We start from the raw sequence: 19,238 nt of genomic DNA, 5'->3' as shown, positions 1-19,238 counted from the left end.
TCAGCCCCTCAGGGGCTGAGCAGGCCTGGCGGCCTCGGAGTGCGCGCCACGTACTCCAGGGCCGTCGGGCAGCCTGCCCCGGCACCGAAGCCCGGAGGCAGTCCGGAAGGCAGAAGGCAGGGATCGAAGTTATGAGGCAGGTCACGCGCAAAGGCCTGATCACCGTGGCGGCAGCGGGCGGCGTGCTCGCGCTCGGCGGCGGCTACGCGCACGCGGACTCCGAAGCCGGAGGCACCGCGGCGAATTCTCCGGGCGTACTGTCCGGAAACAACATTCAAGTTCCGGTACATGTCCCGGTCAATGTGTGCGGGAACACCGTCAATGTCGTCGGGTTGCTCAACCCGGCCCTCGGCAACAGCTGCGCCAATACGTCGGACAACACGTCCGGTAACGGCGGGCTCGGAGGGGACGGCGACGGCGGAGGGTACGGCGGATCCCACAGCGGTGGTTCGCTCGGTGGCGGCTCGCACGCCGGCGGGTCCCACACGGGAGGCGGCGCGGTGAATTCTCCGGGCATCGGCTCGGGCAACTCCATCGAGCTGCCGATCGACCTTCCCGTGAACGCCTGCGGGAACGGCGTCAGCGTCGTTGGCCTCGGCACCCCGGTCACGGGTAGCGACTGCGAGAACGAGTCGCCCGTGGTCACTCCGCCGGTCACCCCGGAGCAGCCCGCAGAGCCGGTCACCCCGGAGGCGCCGGCCGTCGTCCCGCCCGCCCCGGAACCGCAGACAGCGGCGCCCCAGGAGCTGGCCCACACCGGTGCCGGTTCGCTCGGGATCGCCATCCCGGCCGCCGCGGGGCTGCTGCTCGCGGGCAGCGTCATCTACCGTCGCAGCCGAGCCGCGGCGTAGGCGAGCGCGTACGGACAGGGGCGGGCCTCGCGACAGCGGGGCCCGTTCTGTCGCTCTCACCAGGTGGCGCGCACCTGACGGATGATGCGCCGACGCAGCCGCACTCTGCGGCTGCCGTCTCGGTGGAGGCTCAGACGGTCCAGTTCCCAGTGTCCGTACTCGGCGTGGTCGGTCAGCAGACGTGCCGCTTCCTTGCGGGAGACCCCGCGCGGCACGTACACGTCGACAAATTCGTATTCCGGCATCGCATCTATTGTGCGGGCAGAGCCCTCGTACGGATAGCGTCTGCACTATGTCTGATGCTGCCCAGCCCACCGCTGCCGAGGTACGCGCCGCCGCCGAGGCGGTCAAGGTCGCCCTGGACCGCCACCTCGCGGCGGTCGAACGCCGCTCGGGTGAGGACGACCCGGCTGTCTCCGAAGCGTTCAACGCCCTCGCCGTCGCGGCCGAGGTCTACGACGAGCGGCTCTACAACCGGTACGACGAAGTCACTCCCTTTGAGATCCCCGAGCCGGACGACTCGCTGCCGCCGTACAACGGCCCCGAGGAGCCGAACGCCCTCACCGTGCTGAGCAGGCGCGATTACGCGGTGGTGGAGCCGCAGCGGCTGCTCGCCCAGGCGCAGCGCATCGCAGCTGTGGAAGGTGACGCCGACACCGGAGCCGTGGTGGGCAGCAGTGTGCATGCCGCGCTCGGGGTCCTCTTCGGTGAGTACGAACCGGACGAGATCGCCTCCAGGCACAAGGAATTCGGACTCGAAGAGGGCGATTCCACCCTTTGGGTGGCGGCGGCGGAAGATCTCCCGGAACCGGGGGAGTGGCTGAGCGCCCCCTTCGACCAGGCCGACCCGCAGCAGGTGGTCTGCCGGTTCGATGTGAGTTCGGTCTTCGACGAGGACGACCTCGACGCGGACCTGGACGATCTGGAGGAGCAGGACGCCTGAGCCCGCGGCCTCCGCCCGCCATGGCCCGCGCCGACGGCGATCGGCGCGGGCCCGTCACTCCGGCTGGGCCGCCGGGGCGAGCAGGCCCTCGATCAGAGGCCGCAGCCGGGTCGTGCGCTCCTGAGAGGGGATGCCGGCCACCGCGTGCGGAAGCGCCTGGTCGACGCCGTGGACGACGGACAGATGGCGGTCTCCCCGGCTGAAGGCCGTATAGACCCAGGGCCGGCTCAGCCCCTGGGCGGCGTCGCCCGGGAGCACCACGACCGCCGCGGGCCAGCGCATTCCCGCGGCCTGATGCGCGGTGAGCGCCCAGCCATGGCGGACCGCCGACTCGACCCGTTCCCTGGGCACGACGACCGCCAGACCCTCGCAGTCGAGCCGGAGCCCGTCGGGGTCCGCGGAGACCACCGAGCCCTGCAGCGTCCTGCCGGGAGACGGGACATACGCGATCCTGTCCCCGGGGTCGAAGCCTCCGAACCGGCCGGGCCCCGGATTGAGCCGCTGCTTGAGCGCCGCGTTGAGCGCGCGGGTGCCGGCGGAACCGCCATGGCCCACCGTGATCACCTGCGTCTGCCCGGCGGCGACCCCGAAGGCGCGCGGCACCGAATCCGCGACGAGCTGCACCGTGCGGTGCACCGCCTCGCCCGCGTCCCGCACCGGGACGATCACGACCTCTTTGCCGGGCGCCTCCACCGGGATCAGCTCACCGACGCCGATGCCGGAGACCAGCTCGCCGATCGGTCCGGCGTCCGGCGTGCGAGAGGCGATCCGCGGACACACCCGGGCACCCAGCAGATCGGCGAACACCCGGCCCGCGCCCGCGGACCACAGCACTCCCGGATCACCGCTGAGCACCAGCCGGCTGCCGTCCGGCAGCGACTCCACGATCATCGCCGCCGTCTCCACGTCGAGCTGCGGAGCGTCGAGCACCACCAGAAGATCGAGCGCGAAGGTGCCGTCCGTGTCCCGCCCCGGGCCTTCCGTACCGGCGAGCAGTCCGGCCACGGTGACCGCCTCCGCGCCCAGCCGGTCGCGGCCGTTCTCGCTGTGTGCCGCGACCACCGCGCGCAGCCCGAGCGCCCGGGCGGCCTCGGCCAGGGCGACCGGCTCGGCACGGGCGGCCTCACCGCCTGTGTGCAGGACGAGCCCATGGCCGGCGGCCGCGCGGATCAGCTCGGCTGCCGAGTGCCCGGCGGACGCCGTCGCGGCCTCCTCCCAGGAGGCGTCGGGACCGGTCTTGACCAGCCGCGCGAGTCCGTCGGCCAGGCTTTCCTCGGCGAGGGCGTACCGGTCAAGGCCCAGCAGCACCGGCACCGGTGTCCCGGCCGGCTCCTCGCCGCCTTCCGTGCCTTCCGCGCCGTCCGTGCCCGCTGCGTCCTCCGTAGCGGCCGCCGAGCCCTCCGCCTCCGCTTCGAGGCCGTCCTGGAACACCAGCACGGCGCCCTCGGCGATGGCGTGCTGCACGGCCTCGTCGGGATCGGGCACCGCGTGCCCGGCCAGCGCGCCACGCACCGCCGACGCCTCCAGCGCGGTGTGGCCCTGGAGCGCGGCCCGCTCCAGCAGCCAGCCGACGAGCGCCGCCGCCCGTCGCTCGTCGCCCGGGCCGCACGCCGCTCCGAGCAGGGCCCGCGCGAAACCGTCCGCCTGCTCGGGCCGTACGCCGGGCATGGCGAGAAGCCGCCACGGGTCTTCGCGCAGCGCGTCCGCGGCCTGCTCTCCGAGCGTCGCGGAGAGCTGTCCCGCGAGCGCCTCGGGCGCACCGCCCTCCGCGAGCACGGCCCGCACGGCGGACACGGTCCCGGCCGGTGCGGTCCGGTGCGCCGACGCGGCTTCCTGAGGGCGCGGCGACCCCGGCGCGGGCCGGGCCGGCTCGGGCCCGGGAGTGGACGCGCGCAGCAAGGACGTGTCCACCGGCGCGCCGCTCTCCACGGCACGCACGGCGGCGAGCAGATCGGCGGCCTGCCCGCTCAGCTTGGCGCCCGCGGAGATGGGCCCGGCCTTCTCCGCCTTCCGCTGTTCGATCCGCTCACGCAACTCCCGCTGCGCGGCCAGCTCGGCCTCGGCCTCGGACAGTGCCGCGGCGGCGGCCTCGGCCGATTCGGCTCCGGCCTCACCCGCACGCGCCGGATCGGCGTCCGCGCCGGTGTCCGCGCCGTTGTCCGCTCCGTCGTCCGCGCCGTTGCTCTCGTCGTTGGGCTCGTCGTTGGGCTCGGAGTGCGCCGCTGCGGCGGCCGTCCCGGCGGGCTCCGAGCCCGGGTCCGGCGCCGGTGCCGCGGGAGGCCGGCCTGTGTCGTCGGCCATGGGTCCGGCCTCCTCCTCGGCGGCGGTGTCGCGGTCCGTACTCACAGCGTGCTCCAGTCCTGGTCGGGATAGCGGTGCACGGGCGCCGACACATCGTCGAGCGCCTGGCAGATCTCGTCAGGAAGACTAAGGCTCTCCACTGACAGCGCGGCCGTGAGCTGCTGTATGTTCCGCGCGCCGATGATCGGGGCCACGACTCCTGGACGGTCCCTGATCCATGCCAGCGCCACTCCCAGCGGTGTGGTGGCGAGGCCGTCCGCCGCCGTCGCGACCGCGTCCACGATCCGGCTCGCGGCCTCGTCGAGATAGGGCTCGACGAAGCGCGCCATCTGTTCGGACGCGCCGCGCGAGTCCGGCGGTGTGGTGTGCCGGTACTTGCCGGTGAGCACTCCGCGCCCGAGCGGTGACGACGGCAGCAGTCCGACCTCCAGATCGATCGCGGCCGGCAGCACCTCGCGTTCCACTCCGCGCTGCACCAGGGAGTACTCCATCTGTGTGCTGGCCAGCCGGGTCCGTATGCCGGGTGAGGCGAGCTGCCAGGTGGCGGCCTTGGCGAGCTGCCAGCCGCAGAAGTTCGACACTCCCGCGTACCGGGCCCGTCCGCTGGTGACGGCGATGTCCAGCGCGTGGAGCGTCTCCTCCAGCGGTGTCGCGTTGTCGAAGGCGTGAATCTGCCACAGGTCGACGTAGTCCGTGCCGAGCCGCTCCAGCGACGCGTCCAGCGCGGCGAGCAGATGCCCGCGGGAGCCGTTGAAGCGCCGGTACGGATCGGGCACACTGCCGGCCTTGGTCGCGATGATCACGTCGCGCCGCGGTATGAGCCGTTCGACGAGCTTGCCGAGCAGATATTCGGCCTCCCCGCCGCCGTATACGTCGGCCGTGTCGACCAGCGTTCCGCCCGCCTCCCAGAATGTCTTCAACTGGTCGGCGGCGTCGTGCTCGTCGGTGTCCCGACCCCAGGTCAGGGTGCCGAGTCCGATCCGGGACACGCGCAGGCCGGTACGGCCGAGTTGCCTCTGCTCCATGGCTGCTGAGATTACTGGCCAAGACCCCACGCGGAGAGAACCTGTGGACAACCCACACCTGACGAATGCCAGTTCCGCGCGCTAGAGTCCCCGGCACAGGGAGACGTTACTGATCAGTAAGGGAGTGGTTATGCGGCTCGGCATCAACCTCGGGTACTGGGGCGCGGGGATGGACGGCGACAATCTCGCGGTCGCGCAGGAGGCCGACCGGCTCGGCTACGACGTCTGCTGGGCCGCCGAGGCGTACGGCTCCGACGCACCGACCGTACTGAGCTGGGTCGCCGCGCAGACCGAGAGCATCGACGTCGGCTCCGCCATTCTCCAGATCCCGGCACGCCAGCCGGCGATGACAGCCATGACCGCGGCCACTCTCGACTCCCTTTCCGGCGGCCGCTTCCGTCTCGGCCTCGGGGTCTCCGGCCCGCAGGTCTCCGAGGGCTGGTACGGCGTGAAGTTCGACAAGCCCCTCGCCCGCACCCGGGAGTATGTCGAGATCGTCCGCAGGGCGATGTCCCGCGAGCGGCTGTCGTACGAGGGCGAGCACTGGACCCTGCCGCTGCCCGGCGGCCCCGGCAAGCCGCTGAAGCTCACCGTGCATCCGGAGCGCGAGCACATCCCGCTCTACATCGCCGCGATCGGCCCCAGGAACCTGGAGCAGACCGGCGAGATCGCCGACGGCGCGCTGCTGATCTTCCCTTCGGCGGAACACCTGGAGGACACGGCGATCAGGCATCTGCGGGCGGGCCGGGAGAAGGCCGGACTGACCATGGACGGCTTCGACGTGTGTCCCACGGTGCCGCTCGCGGTCGGCGACGACATCAACGCCCTGGCCGATGTCTTCCGTCCGTACACCGCGCTGTACGTGGGCGGCATGGGCAGCCGCAAGCAGAACTTCTACAACCAGCTCGCGCGGCGCATGGGATACGAGAAGGAAGCCGCCGAGATCCAGGACAAGTACCTCTCGGGCGACAAGGACGGCGCGGCGGCGGCCGTACCGCACCAGCTCATCGACTCGACCACACTGCTCGGTCCGGTGGAGCGGATCGCCGACCGGATGCGGGCGTATGCCGCCGCCGGTGTCACCACGCTCACGCTCGCTCCGGCCGGCTTCACTCTCGACGAGCGGCTCGCCGCGCTGCGCGTCGGCACCGACGCCCTGGAGCGGGCGGGCCTGGTGTCCTGAGGGCTGTCCCGTAATCCCCGGTGGATTACGGGACAGCCCTTGGGCGGAAGTACTCGGCCGTGGTGAGGGCTCAGTGCCTCCGCCACGGCTGTCAGGTACAACAACGCGACCGGCGCCGCCCGACTACGCGCCGGACACACCCTTGCGCTCCTTCTTTCGGCTCAGTCGGGCGCCGTCCCTGTTGCCTGTTGCCTCGCGCCCCATTTGACTCGTTTTCTGCGGATGTCTGTATGGAGGTGCCCGTGATGCTCTCGGCCCGAAGCCTGTTCCAGGAAATCCTGGACGACGATCGTTCCTTCCGGCTCTTCTGCTCCATCGCGGCCAGCGGCGAGGCCCAGGGAGGATGGGAGAACGGCCGGATCGCCGCTCTTGTGCCCCAGAGCATGCGCGATCTCGCTCCGAAGATCACCCGGCATGGCGCCGACGAGGACAAGCACGGGCGGATCTTCCACGCCCTGCTGAGGAAGCGCGGCCTCGATCCGGTCGAGGTCCCGCCGGAGACCGACTACACGATGCTGCTGGAGCGCCGGGGCATCGGCCTCGCCCACGAGAAGCTCTACCGCGACGAGCCGCTGACCGAACAGGACATCCTGGTCTATCTCGCGCACAGCCGGATCACCGAACAGCGGGCCGCCGACCAGATGGTGATGCTGATCAAGTACTTCGGCGACAACGCCGAGGTCGGCAGGGCCATCAGGATGATCAGCAACGACGAGGACAACCATCTCGCCTACTGCCACGAGGAGTTGCTGAGGCTGGCCCGGAAAGGACACGGCCGGACCATCCAGCGCGTCCTGCGGGAGTGCGCCATGGTCGAGATCCAGGTCTACCACCAGGTCGGCCTCGCGGTGATGGAGCGGATGGGCCGGCTTCTCGGCTGGCCCGCGCCGAAGGCCGCGCTGCTCGCCGCGGGGATCCACAGCGTGTACGCGTACGAACGGCTCGCCGGCTGGCGCAAGATGGTCACTCTCACGCCGCCGGAGCGGCGCGACGCCCTCGGCGGACCGGCGACCGCGGCACCGGTTTTCTAGGGCAGTTTTCCAGGGAATATCGCGAAGTGGCGCCGTGGCCTCAGAGCCAGCCGCGGCGCTTGAATGTGCGGTGCAGCCCGAAGATCAGGACGATCATCAGACCGAGCACGGCCGGATATCCCCAGACCGTCCTCAGCTCCGGCATGTGCGCGAAGTTCATGCCGTAGATTCCGGCGATCAGTGTGGGAACGGCCGCCATGGCGGCCCAGGCCGAGATCTTCCGCATGTCGTCGTTCTGACGTACGCCCATCTGCGCGAGATGCGCCGACAGAATGTCGGTGAGCAGCCGGTCGAGCCCCTCCACCTGTTCGTTGGCGTGCAGCAGATGGTCGTTGACGTCCCGGAAGAACGGCTGCGAACGCTGGTGGACGAACGGCACGCCCGCGCTCGCCAGCCGGGCCATGGGCGCCGCCAGCGGTCCGCTGGCGCGGCGGAACTCCAGCACCTGCCGTTTGAAGTCGTAGATCCGCGCGGCGGTCGGTGTACCGGAGGCCGATGACACGGAAGGCCCTCGGCCGCTGCTGTTGTCGGGTGCGAAGACCTCGGCCTCCAGCTCCTCCAGGTCGACCTGGAGCTCCACGGCCACCTCGATGTAGTGGTCCACGATCGCGTCGCTGATGGCGTACAGGACCGAGGTGGGCCCGTGCTTGAGGACCTCCGGCTCCGCCTCCAGCCGCTGCCGTACGACGCTGAGCGCCGCGCCCTCGCCGTGCCTGACCGTCACGACGAAGGAGTCACCTATGAAGACCATCAGCTCACCGGTGGAGACCGTGTCGCTCTCCGACTCGTACGCCACCGGCTTGAGGACCATGAACAGCGAGTCGTCGTAGACCTCCAGCTTCGGCCGCTGATGGGCGGTGAGCGCGTCCTCCACGGCCAGCGGATGCAGCCCGAACTCGCTGCTCACCATGTCGAACTCCTTCTCCGTCGGATCATGCAGCCCGAGCCAGAGAAACGCGTCCCCCTCGGCCCGCGCCTCGTCGAGGGCATCGGAGAAGTCGGCGGGCCCGTCAGTGCGGCGCCCGTCCCGGTAAATGGCACAGTCCACGATCACGGCGGGCATTCTTCCTCCTCTTGGGCCCGGGCGCACCTCCGGATCGCCGGAGGCTTACGCTGGCGGGCATGGCCACGTTGATCCTCGTACGTCATGGACGGTCCACCGCCAACACCGCGGGGCTGCTCGCGGGCTGGACACCGGGGGTGGCCCTCGACGAGCGGGGCAACGCCCAGGCGGCCGCGCTGCCCGCACGCCTGGCGCAGGTGCCGCTCGCCGCCGTCGTCACCAGCCCGCTGCAGCGCTGCCGGGAGACGCTCCAGCCGCTGCTGGACGCCAGGCCCGGTCTGGAGGCACAGGCCGACGAGCGGATCGGCGAGTGCCACTACGGCGACTGGTCGGGCCGCAAGCTCGCCGAGCTGACCGACGAGCCGCTGATGAAGGTCGTGCAGCAGCACCCTTCGGCGGCGGCGTTTCCCGGCGGGGAGTCGATGCGCGCGATGCAGGCGCGTGCCGTGGAGGCGGTACGGGACTGGAACGCGCGCGTCGAGGAGGAGCACGGCGAGGACGCCGTCTTTCTGATGTGCTCGCACGGAGACATCATCAAGGCGATCGTGGCGGACGCCCTCGGGATGCATCTCGATCTCTTCCAGCGGATCCATGTCGACCCGTGTTCGGTGACGGCCATCCGGTACACCCGCATGCGTCCTTATCTGACGCGGCTCGGCGACACGGGCGATCTGGCCGGACTGGCACCGCGTGAGGACGCGAACGGCGGGGCCGGTGTCGTAGGAGGCGGCGCGGGAGCACCGTGATCGCTCCGCGCAGTAGGGTGGACGCGCCGTCCGCGCGATCCGGGGTGACCTCCCCGGACACCCGGTCCGCCGATTTCAGTTTCCGCCGATTCCCAAGGGAGACAGAACGTGTCCCGTCAGGTGTACCTCTACGACCCACCGGACCGTTTCGTGGCCGGTACGGTCGGGCTGCCTGGACGCCGTACGTTCTTCCTGCAGGCTTCCGCCGCGGGGCGCGTCACCAGCGTCGCCCTGGAGAAGACTCAGGTGGCCGCGCTCGCCGAGCGGATCGACGAACTGCTCGACGAGGTCGTACGCCGCACCGGCGGCAACGCTCCCGTACCGGCCATGGCGCCCTCCGACATCACTGACTCCGCTCCGCTCGACGCGCCTGTCGAGGAGGAGTTCCGGGTCGGCACCATGGCGCTGGCCTGGGACGGTGACGAGCAGCGCATGATCGTCGAGGCCCAGGCGCTCGTCGAGCTCGACGCCGACACCGACGAGGATCTCGCCGAGGCAGAGGAGCGACTGCTCCAGGACGAGGAGAACGGCCCGCCGATGCTCCGCGTGCGGCTGACCGGCTCCCAGGCACGCGCGTTCGCCAAGCGCGCCCTGGACGTGGTCAACGCGGGCCGGCCGCCGTGCCCGCTGTGCAGCCTGCCGCTCGACCCGGAAGGACACGTATGCCCGCGCCAGAACGGATACCGCCGGGGAGCGTGACCGTCACCGATCTGCTCGCCAAGGGCGAACTGACCGTCCAGGGCCGGATCCGTGAGGCGTCCAACGCGGTGCTCTACTGTTCCGTCGCGTACGAGGGCATGGAGGCGCACTGCGTCTACAAGCCCGTCGCCGGAGAGCGGCCCCTGTGGGACTTTCCCGACGGGACGCTCGCCCAGCGCGAGGTGGCGGCGTACGAGGTCTCCGAGGCGACCGGCTGGGCCCTGGTGCCGCCCACCGTGCTGCGGGACGGCCCGTACGGCCAGGGGATGTGCCAGCTCTGGATCGAGGCGGACAACGGCGAGGACGCCGCGCGGTTGCTGGCCCTCGTCGACGAGGAGGAGCCGGGCGAGGGCTGGAAGGCGATCGGCTTCGCCGAGGTCGAGGAGGGACGGACGGCCCTGCTGGTGCATGCCGACGACGAGCGGCTGCGGCGCCTCGCCGTGCTCGACGCCGTCATCAACAACGGTGACCGCAAGGGCGGCCATCTGCTGGCGGCGCCCGAGGGCCGGCTCTACGGCATCGACCACGGCGTCACCTTCAACGTGGACGACAAACTGCGCACGCTGCTGTGGGGCTGGGCCGGTGAACCCCTGACCGACGACGTGCTGCGGGTGCTGGAGCGGCTGGAGGACGCCCTGGCGGACGGCTCGCCGCTCGCCACCCGACTGGCCGAACTCATCACCACGGCCGAGACCGAGGCCGTCCGGGCGCGGGTCCGTGAGCTGCGCCGCACCGGCCGTCATCCCGAGCCCTCCGGCCAGTGGCCCGCCATCCCCTGGCCTCCTGTGTGAGACCCGCGCGGGAGGGCTGACCGGCTCCCGGCCGGCCCCGCGGGGAGAGGCCCGGCGGGGCGACACCCCCTCCGGTTCGTATCCGGAACTTCCATCCGGTTACGCTCAGGACATGCATGCCTGGCCCGCTTCCGAGGTCCCCGCCCTGCCTGGCAAGGGCCGCGACCTCAGGATTCACGACACCTCGACCGACGGCCGAGTCACCCTCGAACCTGGTCCCGTCGCCCGTATCTACGTCTGCGGCATCACACCGTACGACGCGACCCACATGGGTCACGCGGCGACCTACAACGCGTTCGACCTTGTTCAGCGCGTGTGGCTCGACACCAAGCGGCAGGTTCACTATGTCCAGAACGTGACCGATGTCGACGATCCTCTGCTGGAGCGGGCGCAGCGCGACGGAGAGGACTGGGTCGGGCTCGCCGAGCGTGAGACGGCGCTGTTCCGCGCGGACATGACGGCACTGCGGATGCTGCCGCCCCAGCACTACATCGGCGCCGTCGAGGCGATACCGGGCATCGTGCCGCTGGTGGAGCGGCTGCGCGAGGCCGGGGCCGCCTACGACCTCGAAGGTGACGTCTACTTCTCGGTGGAGGCCGATCCGCACTTCGGTGAGGTCTCCCGTCTCGACGCCGAAGCCATGCGGCTGCTCTCGGCCGAGCGCGGCGGCGATCCCGACCGCCCCGGCAAGAAGAACCCGCTGGACCCGATCCTCTGGATGGCCGCCCGTCCGGGCGAGCCGAGCTGGGACGGCGGCACCCTGAGCCGTGGCAGGCCCGGCTGGCACATCGAGTGTGTGGCCATCGCTCTCGACCATCTCGGCATGGGTTTCGACGTCCAGGGCGGCGGCAGCGATCTGGCCTTTCCGCACCACGAGATGGGCGCGTCCCACGCCCAGGCGCTGACCGGCGAGCATCCGTTCGCGCGGACCTATGTGCACGCCGGCATGGTCGCCCTGGACGGCGAGAAGATGTCGAAGTCCAAGGGCAATCTGGTCTTCGTGTCGACGCTGCGCCGCGACGGCGTGGATCCGGCGGCGATCCGTCTCGCGCTGCTCGCGCACCACTACCGCTCCGACTGGGAGTGGACGGACCAGGTGCTCCAGGACGCCGTGGACCGGCTGGCCCGCTGGCGGGCCGCGGTGTCGCGGCCCGACGGTCCTCCGGCCGACGCGGTCGTGGAGGAGATCCGCGAGGCGCTGGCGGACGATCTGGACGCTCCGGCGGCGCTGGCGGCCGTCGACCGCTGGGCGGAGCTCCAGGGCTCCGCCGGCGGTACGGACGAGGGAGCGCCGGGCGTGGTGTCGCGGTCGGTCGACGCGCTCCTCGGAGTGGCGCTGTAGGGCGTGTCGCGAGCGGTGGCGGGGCCGGTCATGGAGCTGAGCGTCCGTGACCGGCCCTGCCGCGTCCGCTGATCCGACCGGCCGGAGAACGCGCGGAAGCGGGGCGGCGCCGTCCGGCGCCGCCCCGCTCCGTTCCGAAGCTGTCAGTGCTCTGTCAGTGCTCTGTCCGGGACTCAGTCCTCGGATGAATCTTCCCCGTCGTCCGGCTCGGCACCGGAGCCGGACTCGGGACCGGGCTCCGGATCCGTACCCGCTTCCGGGCCGCCGCGCGGCCTCTGGGGTCTGCCCCGGCCGCTCGACGCGTCGCGCAGATACGACGAACCGTCACCGCTCTCCGTGGCATGGCCGCCGGGCGCCTGTCCCGGTCCGCCGTCCCGCCGCCGCAGATACCGCTCGAATTCCCGTGCGATCGCTTCACCCGAGGCCTCGGGCAGCTCGGCGGTGTCCCGCGCCTCCTCCAGCGACTGGACGTACTCCGCCACCTCGCTGTCCTCGGCGGCCAGTTGGTCCACGCCGAGCTGCCAGGCGCGCGCGTCCTCGGCCAGCTCACCCAGCGGGATACGGAGGCCGACGAGATCCTCAAGACGGTTGAGGAGCGCCAGCGTCGCCTTGGGATTGGGCGGCTGCGACACATAGTGCGGCACCGCGGCCCACAGACTCACCGCCGGTACGCCCGCGTGCGTGCACGCCTCCTGGAGGATGCCGACGATGCCGGTCGGTCCCTCGTACCGTGTCTCCTCCAAGTCCATCGTCCTGGCCAGGTCCGCGTCCGAGGTGATCCCGCTGACCGGCACCGGCCGGGTGTGCGGGGTGTCGCCGAGCAGCGCGCCCAGGATGACGACCATCTCCACGCCCAGCTCATGGGCGAAGCCCAGCAGCTCGTTGCAGAACGACCGCCACCGCATGGACGGCTCGATGCCGCGGACCAGCACCAGGTCACGAGGTTTCTCCCCGCCCACCCGCACCACGGAGAGCCGGGTGGTCGGCCAGGTGATCTTCCGTACGCCGCCGTCCAGGTAGACCGTGGGCCGGTTGACCTGGAAGTCGTAGTAGTCCTCGGCGTCGAGCGCCGCGAACACCTCGCCCTTCCACTCCCGGTCCAGATGCGCGACCGCTGTGGAGGCTGCGTCGCCCGCGTCGTTCCAGCCCTCGAACGCGGCCACCATGACCGGGTCGATCAGCTCGGGAACCCCCTCGAGCTCGATCACCCAGTGCCTCCTTCCGAAGTTCCCTTTCGTACGCACCAACCTTACGGCTTTCCCGCAGCCCGCCCGCAGCCCGTGCCCGGCCGGGTGAACTTCGCCGTACTGGGGCATAGGTCGGAGAGCTGAGCCTTCTCCACCCACATTCATCCGAGCTGTGACCGTAAATTTCTTCCCGCCCCTGGACTATCGGGTCTCAACGACGCTATACATCGGATGACCAGAAGAGGTCCGATGTTCTTCTCAGGGGGGCGTGCATGAGTCAGACCGTCACGGGGTTCGAGGTTCACGACATCCGTTTTCCCACCTCGGAACAGCTCGACGGCTCCGACGCCATGAACCCGGATCCCGACTACTCCGCCGCCTATGTGGTCCTGCGTACCGAGGACGGCGCCGAGGGCCACGGCTTCTGCTTCACCATCGGGCGCGGCAACGAGGTGACCGCCGCCGCCATCGAGGCGCTGCGTCCCTATGTCGTCGGGCGCCCGGCCCCGCACACCGCGGCCGATCTCGCCGCGCTCTCCTTCGAGCTGACCCATGACTCGCAGCTCCGCTGGCTCGGCCCGGAGAAGGGCGTGATGCACATGGCGGCGGGCGCCGTCATCAACGCCGCCTGGGACCTGGCCGCCAAGAACGCGTCCAAGCCGGTCTGGGAGTTCCTGGCCGGTATGACGCCCGAGGAGCTGGTCTCGCTCGTCGACTTCCGCTATCTCTCCGACGCGCTCACGCCGGACGAGGCGCTGGCCATCCTGCGCGCCGCCGAGCCGGGCCGCGAGGAGCGGGCCGCCCGGCTGAGAGCCGAGGGATATCCCGCGTACACGACCTCGCCGGGCTGGCTCGGCTACTCCGACACCAAGCTGGTCACGCTCGCCGAACAGGCGGTCGCCGACGGCTTCGAGCAGATCAAGCTCAAGGTCGGCGGCGACCTCGACGACGACGTACGCCGGATGAAGATCGCCCGCGCGGCGGTCGGCCCCGGGATCCGGATCGCCGTCGACGCCAACCAGCGCTGGGACGTGTCCGACGCGCTGCGCTGGATGTCCGCTCTCGCGCCGTACGAACCGCACTGGATCGAGGAGCCGACCAGCCCCGACGACATCCTCGGCCACGCCGCGATCAGGGCCGGTCAGCCCGTCAAGGTGGCCACCGGCGAGCATGTCGCCAACCGCGTCGTCTTCAAGCAGCTCCTGCAGGCCGGTGCCGTCGACTTCGTCCAGATCGACGCCGCGCGGGTCGCCGGTGTCAACGAGAACCTGGCGATCCTGCTGCTCGCGGCCAAGTACGGCGTCCCGGTCTGCCCGCACGCCGGCGGTGTCGGCCTCTGCGAACTGGTCCAGCATCTCTCGATGTTCGACTATGTCGCGGTGTCCGGGAGCCAGGAGGACCGCGTCATCGAATATGTCGACCACCTCCACGAACACTTCGCCGACCCCGTCGTGATCGAGTCGGGGCGCTACACCGCTCCGGCCGCACCGGGCTTCTCCGCCCGGATGCTGCCCGAGTCGATTACCGAACACAGCTATCCGGACGGGCCTGTGTGGCAGGCCCGCCGCACCACCGAGGAGATCAGTTCATGACGGCGGTACAGGTACGCGATTTCGAGGGGCTCGCCGCCCTGGTCACCGGCGGTGCCTCGGGCATCGGCGCGGCCATCGCGACGCTGTTGCTGGAGCGGGGCGCGCGAGTCGCCGTCCTCGACCGTGAGACCGCCGGCGCGCCGGCCGGGACGCTGGCGCTCAAGGCCGACGTGACCGACGACGCCGCCGTGCGCGCGGCGGTGGACGCGGCGGCCGAGGAGTTCGGCGCGCTGCACACGGTCGTCTCCAACGCGGGCATCGGCGCCATCGGCACGGTCGTGGACAACTCCGACGACGAGTGGCGGCGGGTCCTCGACATCAATGTCCTCGGCATGGTCCGTACCGCCCGCCACGCCGTGCCTCATCTGCGCCGCGCCGCCGCCGACCGGCCGGGCTGCGTCTCGATCACCCAGACCTGCTCCATCGCCGCCACCGCCGGTCTGCCCCAGCGCGCCCTGTACAGCGCCAGCAAGGGCGCGGTCCTGTCGCTGACCCTGGCCATGGCCGCCGACCATGTGCGCGAGGGCATCCGCGTCAACTGCGTCAACCCCGGTACCGCCGACACTCCCTGGGTCGGCCGGCTGCTCGACCAGGCCCAGGACCCGGCGGCCGAACGCGCCGCACTGGAAGCGCGCCAGCCCACGGGACGGCTGGTCGGCGCCGACGAGGTGGCCGCGGCCGTCGCCTATCTCGCCAGTCCCGCCGCAGCCGCCGTCACGGGCACGGCGCTCGCGGTCGACGGTGGAATGCAGGGCCTGCGCCTGCGTCCCGCCACCTGAGCCGACACTCACCTAAGGACGGACATCCATGCCGCGACAGACCGTGGGGCGCCTCCCACTCGGCAGATTGCGTACGACCAGTGCCTCGGCCTGCGTTTTGCTTGTGGCCGTCACGGCCCTGGCGGGCTGCAACCGTGACCAGGAGGCCGGTGCCGACGGCGGCGGCAAGGTCGGTATCGACCTGCCCCGCAATGACAGCGACTTCTGGAACTCGTACCAGCAGTATGTGGAGCAGGGCGTCAAGTCCGGCGAGGTCGACGCCCTTCCGCTGACGAACTCGCAGAACGACATCGGCAAGCTCGTCTCCAATGTGCAGGTGTTCACCGATCAGGGTGCCAAGGCGGTGGTCATGGCACCGCAGGACACCGGCGCGATAGCCGAGACGCTCCAGACGCTGAGCGAGAAGAAGGTCCCCGTCATCAGCGTGGACACCCGGCCCGACAAGGGCGACGTCTACATGGTCGTACGGGCCGACAACCGCGCCTACGGCGAGAAGGCCTGCGAGTACCTGGGCGAGCAGCTCAAGGGCAAGGGCAAGGTCGTCGAATTCCAGGGCGACCTCGCCTCCATCAACGGCCGTGACCGGTCCGAGGCGTTCAAGTCCTGCATGGACCAGAAGTACCCGGGCATCGAGGTCTTCGAGCTGGCCACGGACTGGAAGGGCGACGTGGCGTCGGCCAAGCTCCAGTCCACGCTCGCCGCGCACCCGGACATCAACGGCATCTACATGCAGGCGGGCGGCGTCTTCCTGCAGCCGACGCTGGCGCTGCTGGAGCAGAAGAAGCTCCTCAAGGCTCCCGGCACGCCGGGACACATCACGATCATCTCCAACGACGGCATCCCGGAGGAACTGGACGCCATCCGGGAAGGCAAGATCGACGCCACCGTCTCCCAGCCGGCCGACCTGTACGCCAAGTACGCGCTGCACTGGGCCAAGGAGGCGCTGGCCGGCACGGTTCCCAAGGAGGGTCCGACCGACCACGAGTCCACGGTCATCAAGATCCCCAATGGTTTCGAGGACCAGCTTCCCGCGCCTCTGGTGACCAAGGAGAACGTGGACGACCAGAAGCTGTGGGCCAACCAGTTGGAGAAGAAGAGCTAACCATGGAGCCCAATGAGCCCATGGAGCCCGCGCGGCGCGAGGCGCCGGCCGCGGTACACGCGGAAGGCATCGTCAAGCGCTTCGGCCCCACCGTGGCGCTCGACGGTGTCCGGCTCACCGTGCGGCCCGGCGAGTCCCACGCACTCGTCGGCCGCAACGGAGCGGGCAAGTCCACTATGGTCAGTGTTCTCACCGGGCTGCACAGGCCCGACGCGGGACAGGTCAGCTTCGGAGGCGAGCCCGCGCCCGCCTTCGGTGACACCACGGCCTGGCAGTCCAAGATCGCCTGCGTCTACCAGAAGTCGATGGTCGTTCCCGATCTGACCGTCGCCGAGAACCTCTTCCTCAACAACTACGGCCTGGACCGCTCGGGCACCGGTGGCCGCTTCATCGGCTGGCGCGGGCTGCGGCAGCGCGCGCGGGACCTCCTCGCCGGTTACGGCGTGGAGGTCGACCCGAATGTCCGGGCGAAGGATCTGCCGGTCGAGCAGCGGCAGTTCGTCGAGATCGCGCGGGCGCTGTCCTTCGGCGCCCGGCTCATCATCCTGGACGAGCCGACCGCGCAGCTCGACGCGCGCGGTATCCAGCGGCTCTTCGACAAGCTGCGTGAACTGCAGAGCCAGGGAGTGGCGTTCCTCTTCATCTCCCACCATCTGCAGGAGGTGTACGAACTGTGCACCGCCGTCACCGTCTACCGCGACGCCCGCCATGTGCTGACCGCTCCGGTCGCCGAACTGTCCAAGGCGGACCTGGTGTCGGCGATGACCGGCGAGTCGGCGAGCGCGGCGGCCGCCTGGCACGCCGCGGGCGCGGTCGCGCCCGGCCCGGAGACCGAGCCCGTACTGCGCACCGAGGGGCTCGCTCTTGACGGCGAGTTCGAGCCGCTCGACCTCGCGGTGCGGCCGGGTGAGGTGCTCGGTGTGGCCGGAGCCGCGGCCAGCGGCGCCACCGCTCTCGGCGAGGTCCTGGTCGGTATGCGCAGGGCGACCTCAGGACAGGTCGCGATGCACGGCCGTACGGTGAAGCCCGGCAGCGTGCCGCACGCGCTGGACGCCGGCATCGGTTACATCCCCGAGGACCGCCATCTCCAGGGCCTTGTCGCGGACCGCAGCGTCGCGGAGAACGCCACGCTCACGGTCACCGACCAGCTCGGCCCGTGGGGGACCGTACTGCCGTCACGGACCCGGGAGTTCGCCCGGTCCATGATCGAGTCGCTGGACATCAAGACGCAGGGTCCCGAGCAGCCGGTCTCCGGCCTGTCCGGCGGCAATCAGCAGAAGGTCGTCGTCGCCCGCGCCCTGGCGCGCGGGCCCAGCGCGCTGGTGGCCCTGCGGCCCACCGCGGGCGTCGACGTCAAATCGAAGGACTCGCTGCTCGGCGTGGTGCGCAGAGTGGCGGACGAGGGCAGCGCGGCCGTGATCATCTCGGACGAGCTGGACGATCTGCGGGTCTGCGACCGGGTGCTCGCCCTGTTCCACGGGCGTGTGGTCGCTTCGTTCGGGAGCGGGTGGACCGACCGGGAGCTGGTCGCCGCCATGGAAGGTGTGGGGGAGCGGGAATGACCGAGACCATACGTCCGCCAGTGGCCGACGCGACCAGGAGCGCGAGCCCCCCCAGCCGGCTGCGGCTGATCAGGTGGAGCGACTTCTCGCTCGTACCGGTGATTCTGGTGCTGATGGTGATCGGCTTCATCGTCTCGCCGGTCTTCCTCACCTCCAACAACCTGATCAGCGTGGTCCAGCAGTCCTCCGAACTGAGCCTGCTGGTGCTGGGCCAGGCGCTGATCCTGATCTGCGGCCGGATGGACCTGTCGCTGGAGTCGACGATCGGCATCGCGCCGGTCGTCGCCATGTGGCTGGTGCTGCCGGCCGAGGGCGGCCGGTTCGCCGGGCTCGAACTGCTGCCGACCTGGACGGCGATTCCGCTCTGCCTGCTGGTCGGTGTGGCCGTCGGAGCGGTCAACGGCTTCCTGATGCTCAAGCTGCGGGTGAACGGCTTCATCGCCACGCTCGGCATGCTCACCATGCTGCGCGGCCTCCACATCGGCATCACCGAGGGCAAGTCGATCACCGATGTCCCGGAGTCCTTCCGGTACTTGGGCAAGACCGACTGGCTGGGCGTGCCGGCCGCCGTGTGGATCTGTCTGGCGCTGTTCGCCATCGGCGGCGCGGCCCTGGCCTGGCTGCGCCACGGACGCTCGCTGTACGCGATCGGCGGCAACCCGGAGGCGGCCCGCGCGGCCGGCATCCGGGTGGACCGGATCACCTGGATCGTCCTCGCCGTCGGCGGGCTGCTGGCGGCCTTCGCCGGTGTCCTCTACACCGGCCACTACGGCTCGGTCGCGGCCACCCAGGGCAATGGCTGGATCTTCCAGGTCTTCGCCGCGGCCGTCATCGGCGGCATCAGTCTCAAGGGCGGACGAGGCACGCTCTTCGGCGCGCTGACGGGTGTGCTGACCCTTCAGCTCGTGGTGAACGTGATGACGCTCGGCGGCGTACCGGCGCTGTGGAACCAGTTCCTCAACGGCGCGATCATCATCGTGGCCCTGGTCATCTCGCGCTTCGCGAGCGGTGAGAAGCAGGACTGAGCGAGGAGCCGGCGAA

18 protein-coding genes are annotated in these 19,238 nt (G+C 70.6%); 13 read left to right on the top strand and 5 right to left on the bottom strand.

Going from position 1 to position 19,238, the window contains the following annotated elements; translation table 11 throughout:
* Positions 1-131 precede the first annotated feature (131 nt).
* The gene (locus PV679_RS07770) at positions 132-851 is read left to right on the top strand and encodes a chaplin (protein ID WP_319679321.1); all 720 of its coding nucleotides are present in this window, start codon (positions 132-134) and stop codon (positions 849-851) included.
* Between the two features lie 56 nt (positions 852-907).
* Here PV679_RS07770 and PV679_RS07765 read toward each other — a convergent pair whose 3' ends face one another.
* On the bottom strand, positions 908-1,096 hold the full coding sequence (locus PV679_RS07765) for a DUF5703 family protein (RefSeq protein WP_030354641.1): 189 nt from the start codon (positions 1,094-1,096) through the stop codon (positions 908-910).
* A 47-nt stretch (positions 1,097-1,143) separates the two neighbouring features.
* On the opposite strand from PV679_RS07765, the gene PV679_RS07760 reads away from it, so the two are divergent.
* Complete coding sequence (locus tag PV679_RS07760) at positions 1,144-1,794, top strand: hypothetical protein (protein ID WP_319679320.1); 651 nt, start codon at positions 1,144-1,146, stop codon at positions 1,792-1,794.
* 54 nt (positions 1,795-1,848) lie between these two features.
* Here PV679_RS07760 and PV679_RS07755 read toward each other — a convergent pair whose 3' ends face one another.
* Both PV679_RS07755 and PV679_RS07750 read right to left on the bottom strand, forming a co-directional pair.
* Positions 1,849-4,095 carry a helix-hairpin-helix domain-containing protein gene (locus tag PV679_RS07755; RefSeq protein ID WP_319679454.1) on the bottom strand — a complete coding sequence of 749 codons (2,247 nt, stop codon included), beginning with the start codon at positions 4,093-4,095 and terminating at the stop codon, positions 1,849-1,851.
* A gap of 41 nt (positions 4,096-4,136) precedes the next feature.
* Positions 4,137-5,120 (bottom strand): aldo/keto reductase, encoded by a 984-nt coding sequence (locus tag PV679_RS07750; RefSeq protein WP_319679318.1) that lies wholly within the window; start codon positions 5,118-5,120, stop codon positions 4,137-4,139.
* Positions 5,121-5,250: 130 nt separating this feature from the next.
* Here PV679_RS07750 and PV679_RS07745 point away from each other — a divergent pair, with 130 nt between their 5' ends.
* Complete coding sequence (locus PV679_RS07745) at positions 5,251-6,303, top strand: LLM class F420-dependent oxidoreductase (RefSeq protein WP_319679317.1); 1,053 nt, start codon at positions 5,251-5,253, stop codon at positions 6,301-6,303.
* Positions 6,304-6,548: 245 nt separating this feature from the next.
* Positions 6,549-7,334, top strand: coding sequence for a ferritin-like domain-containing protein (locus tag PV679_RS07740; RefSeq protein ID WP_319679453.1), 786 nt, complete (start codon positions 6,549-6,551; stop codon positions 7,332-7,334).
* Positions 7,335-7,374: 40 nt separating this feature from the next.
* On the opposite strand, the gene corA is transcribed toward PV679_RS07740, so the two are convergent.
* Positions 7,375-8,397: a magnesium/cobalt transporter CorA gene (gene corA, locus PV679_RS07735; protein ID WP_319679316.1), complete on the bottom strand. Its 1,023-nt coding sequence runs from the start codon at positions 8,395-8,397 to the stop codon at positions 7,375-7,377.
* A gap of 59 nt (positions 8,398-8,456) precedes the next feature.
* Here corA and PV679_RS07730 point away from each other — a divergent pair, with 59 nt between their 5' ends.
* From PV679_RS07730 to mshC, 4 genes are all read left to right on the top strand, one after another.
* Positions 8,457-9,143, top strand: a complete 687-nt coding sequence (locus PV679_RS07730; RefSeq protein WP_319679315.1) for a histidine phosphatase family protein — start codon at positions 8,457-8,459, stop codon at positions 9,141-9,143.
* Between the two features lie 108 nt (positions 9,144-9,251).
* Positions 9,252-9,842, top strand: coding sequence for a DUF3090 domain-containing protein (locus tag PV679_RS07725; protein WP_319679314.1), 591 nt, complete (start codon positions 9,252-9,254; stop codon positions 9,840-9,842).
* Positions 9,806-10,633, top strand: coding sequence for an SCO1664 family protein (locus PV679_RS07720; protein ID WP_319679313.1), 828 nt, complete (start codon positions 9,806-9,808; stop codon positions 10,631-10,633). Before PV679_RS07725 ends, PV679_RS07720 begins: the two co-directional genes overlap by 37 nt.
* A 112-nt stretch (positions 10,634-10,745) precedes the next feature.
* Positions 10,746-11,975 (top strand): cysteine--1-D-myo-inosityl 2-amino-2-deoxy-alpha-D-glucopyranoside ligase, encoded by a 1,230-nt coding sequence (gene mshC, locus PV679_RS07715; RefSeq protein ID WP_319679312.1) that lies wholly within the window; start codon positions 10,746-10,748, stop codon positions 11,973-11,975.
* Positions 11,976-12,148: 173 nt separating this feature from the next.
* On the opposite strand, the gene PV679_RS07710 is transcribed toward mshC, so the two are convergent.
* Positions 12,149-13,183, bottom strand: a complete 1,035-nt coding sequence (locus PV679_RS07710) for a PAC2 family protein (protein ID WP_319679311.1) — start codon at positions 13,181-13,183, stop codon at positions 12,149-12,151.
* A gap of 251 nt (positions 13,184-13,434) precedes the next feature.
* Between PV679_RS07710 and PV679_RS07705 the strand changes: the two genes are divergently transcribed.
* Genes PV679_RS07705 through PV679_RS07685 form a run of 5 tightly spaced genes read left to right on the top strand, consistent with a single transcriptional unit; the run spans position 13,435 to position 19,222 of the window.
* Positions 13,435-14,754 carry an enolase C-terminal domain-like protein gene (locus tag PV679_RS07705; RefSeq protein ID WP_319679310.1) on the top strand — a complete coding sequence of 440 codons (1,320 nt, stop codon included), beginning with the start codon at positions 13,435-13,437 and terminating at the stop codon, positions 14,752-14,754.
* Positions 14,751-15,533, top strand: coding sequence for an SDR family oxidoreductase (locus PV679_RS07700; RefSeq protein ID WP_319679309.1), 783 nt, complete (start codon positions 14,751-14,753; stop codon positions 15,531-15,533). The genes PV679_RS07705 and PV679_RS07700 overlap by 4 nt, the downstream gene beginning before the upstream one ends.
* Positions 15,534-15,561: 28 nt before the next feature.
* A complete protein-coding gene (locus PV679_RS07695) occupies positions 15,562-16,635 on the top strand; it encodes a sugar ABC transporter substrate-binding protein (RefSeq protein WP_319679308.1) in 1,074 nt (357 codons plus the stop codon).
* 2 nt (positions 16,636-16,637) lie between these two features.
* On the top strand, positions 16,638-18,197 hold the full coding sequence (locus PV679_RS07690; RefSeq protein WP_416069668.1) for a sugar ABC transporter ATP-binding protein: 1,560 nt from the start codon (positions 16,638-16,640) through the stop codon (positions 18,195-18,197).
* Complete coding sequence (locus PV679_RS07685; protein WP_319679307.1) at positions 18,194-19,222, top strand: ABC transporter permease; 1,029 nt, start codon at positions 18,194-18,196, stop codon at positions 19,220-19,222. Before PV679_RS07690 ends, PV679_RS07685 begins: the two co-directional genes overlap by 4 nt.
* Positions 19,223-19,238: the final 16 nt, after the last annotated feature.

It is taken from the genome of Streptomyces sp. AK02-01A, from assembly GCF_033795305.1.
Lineage (GTDB): Bacteria > Actinomycetota > Actinomycetes > Streptomycetales > Streptomycetaceae > Streptomyces.
This window is presented reverse-complemented; position numbering and strand designations above follow the sequence as displayed.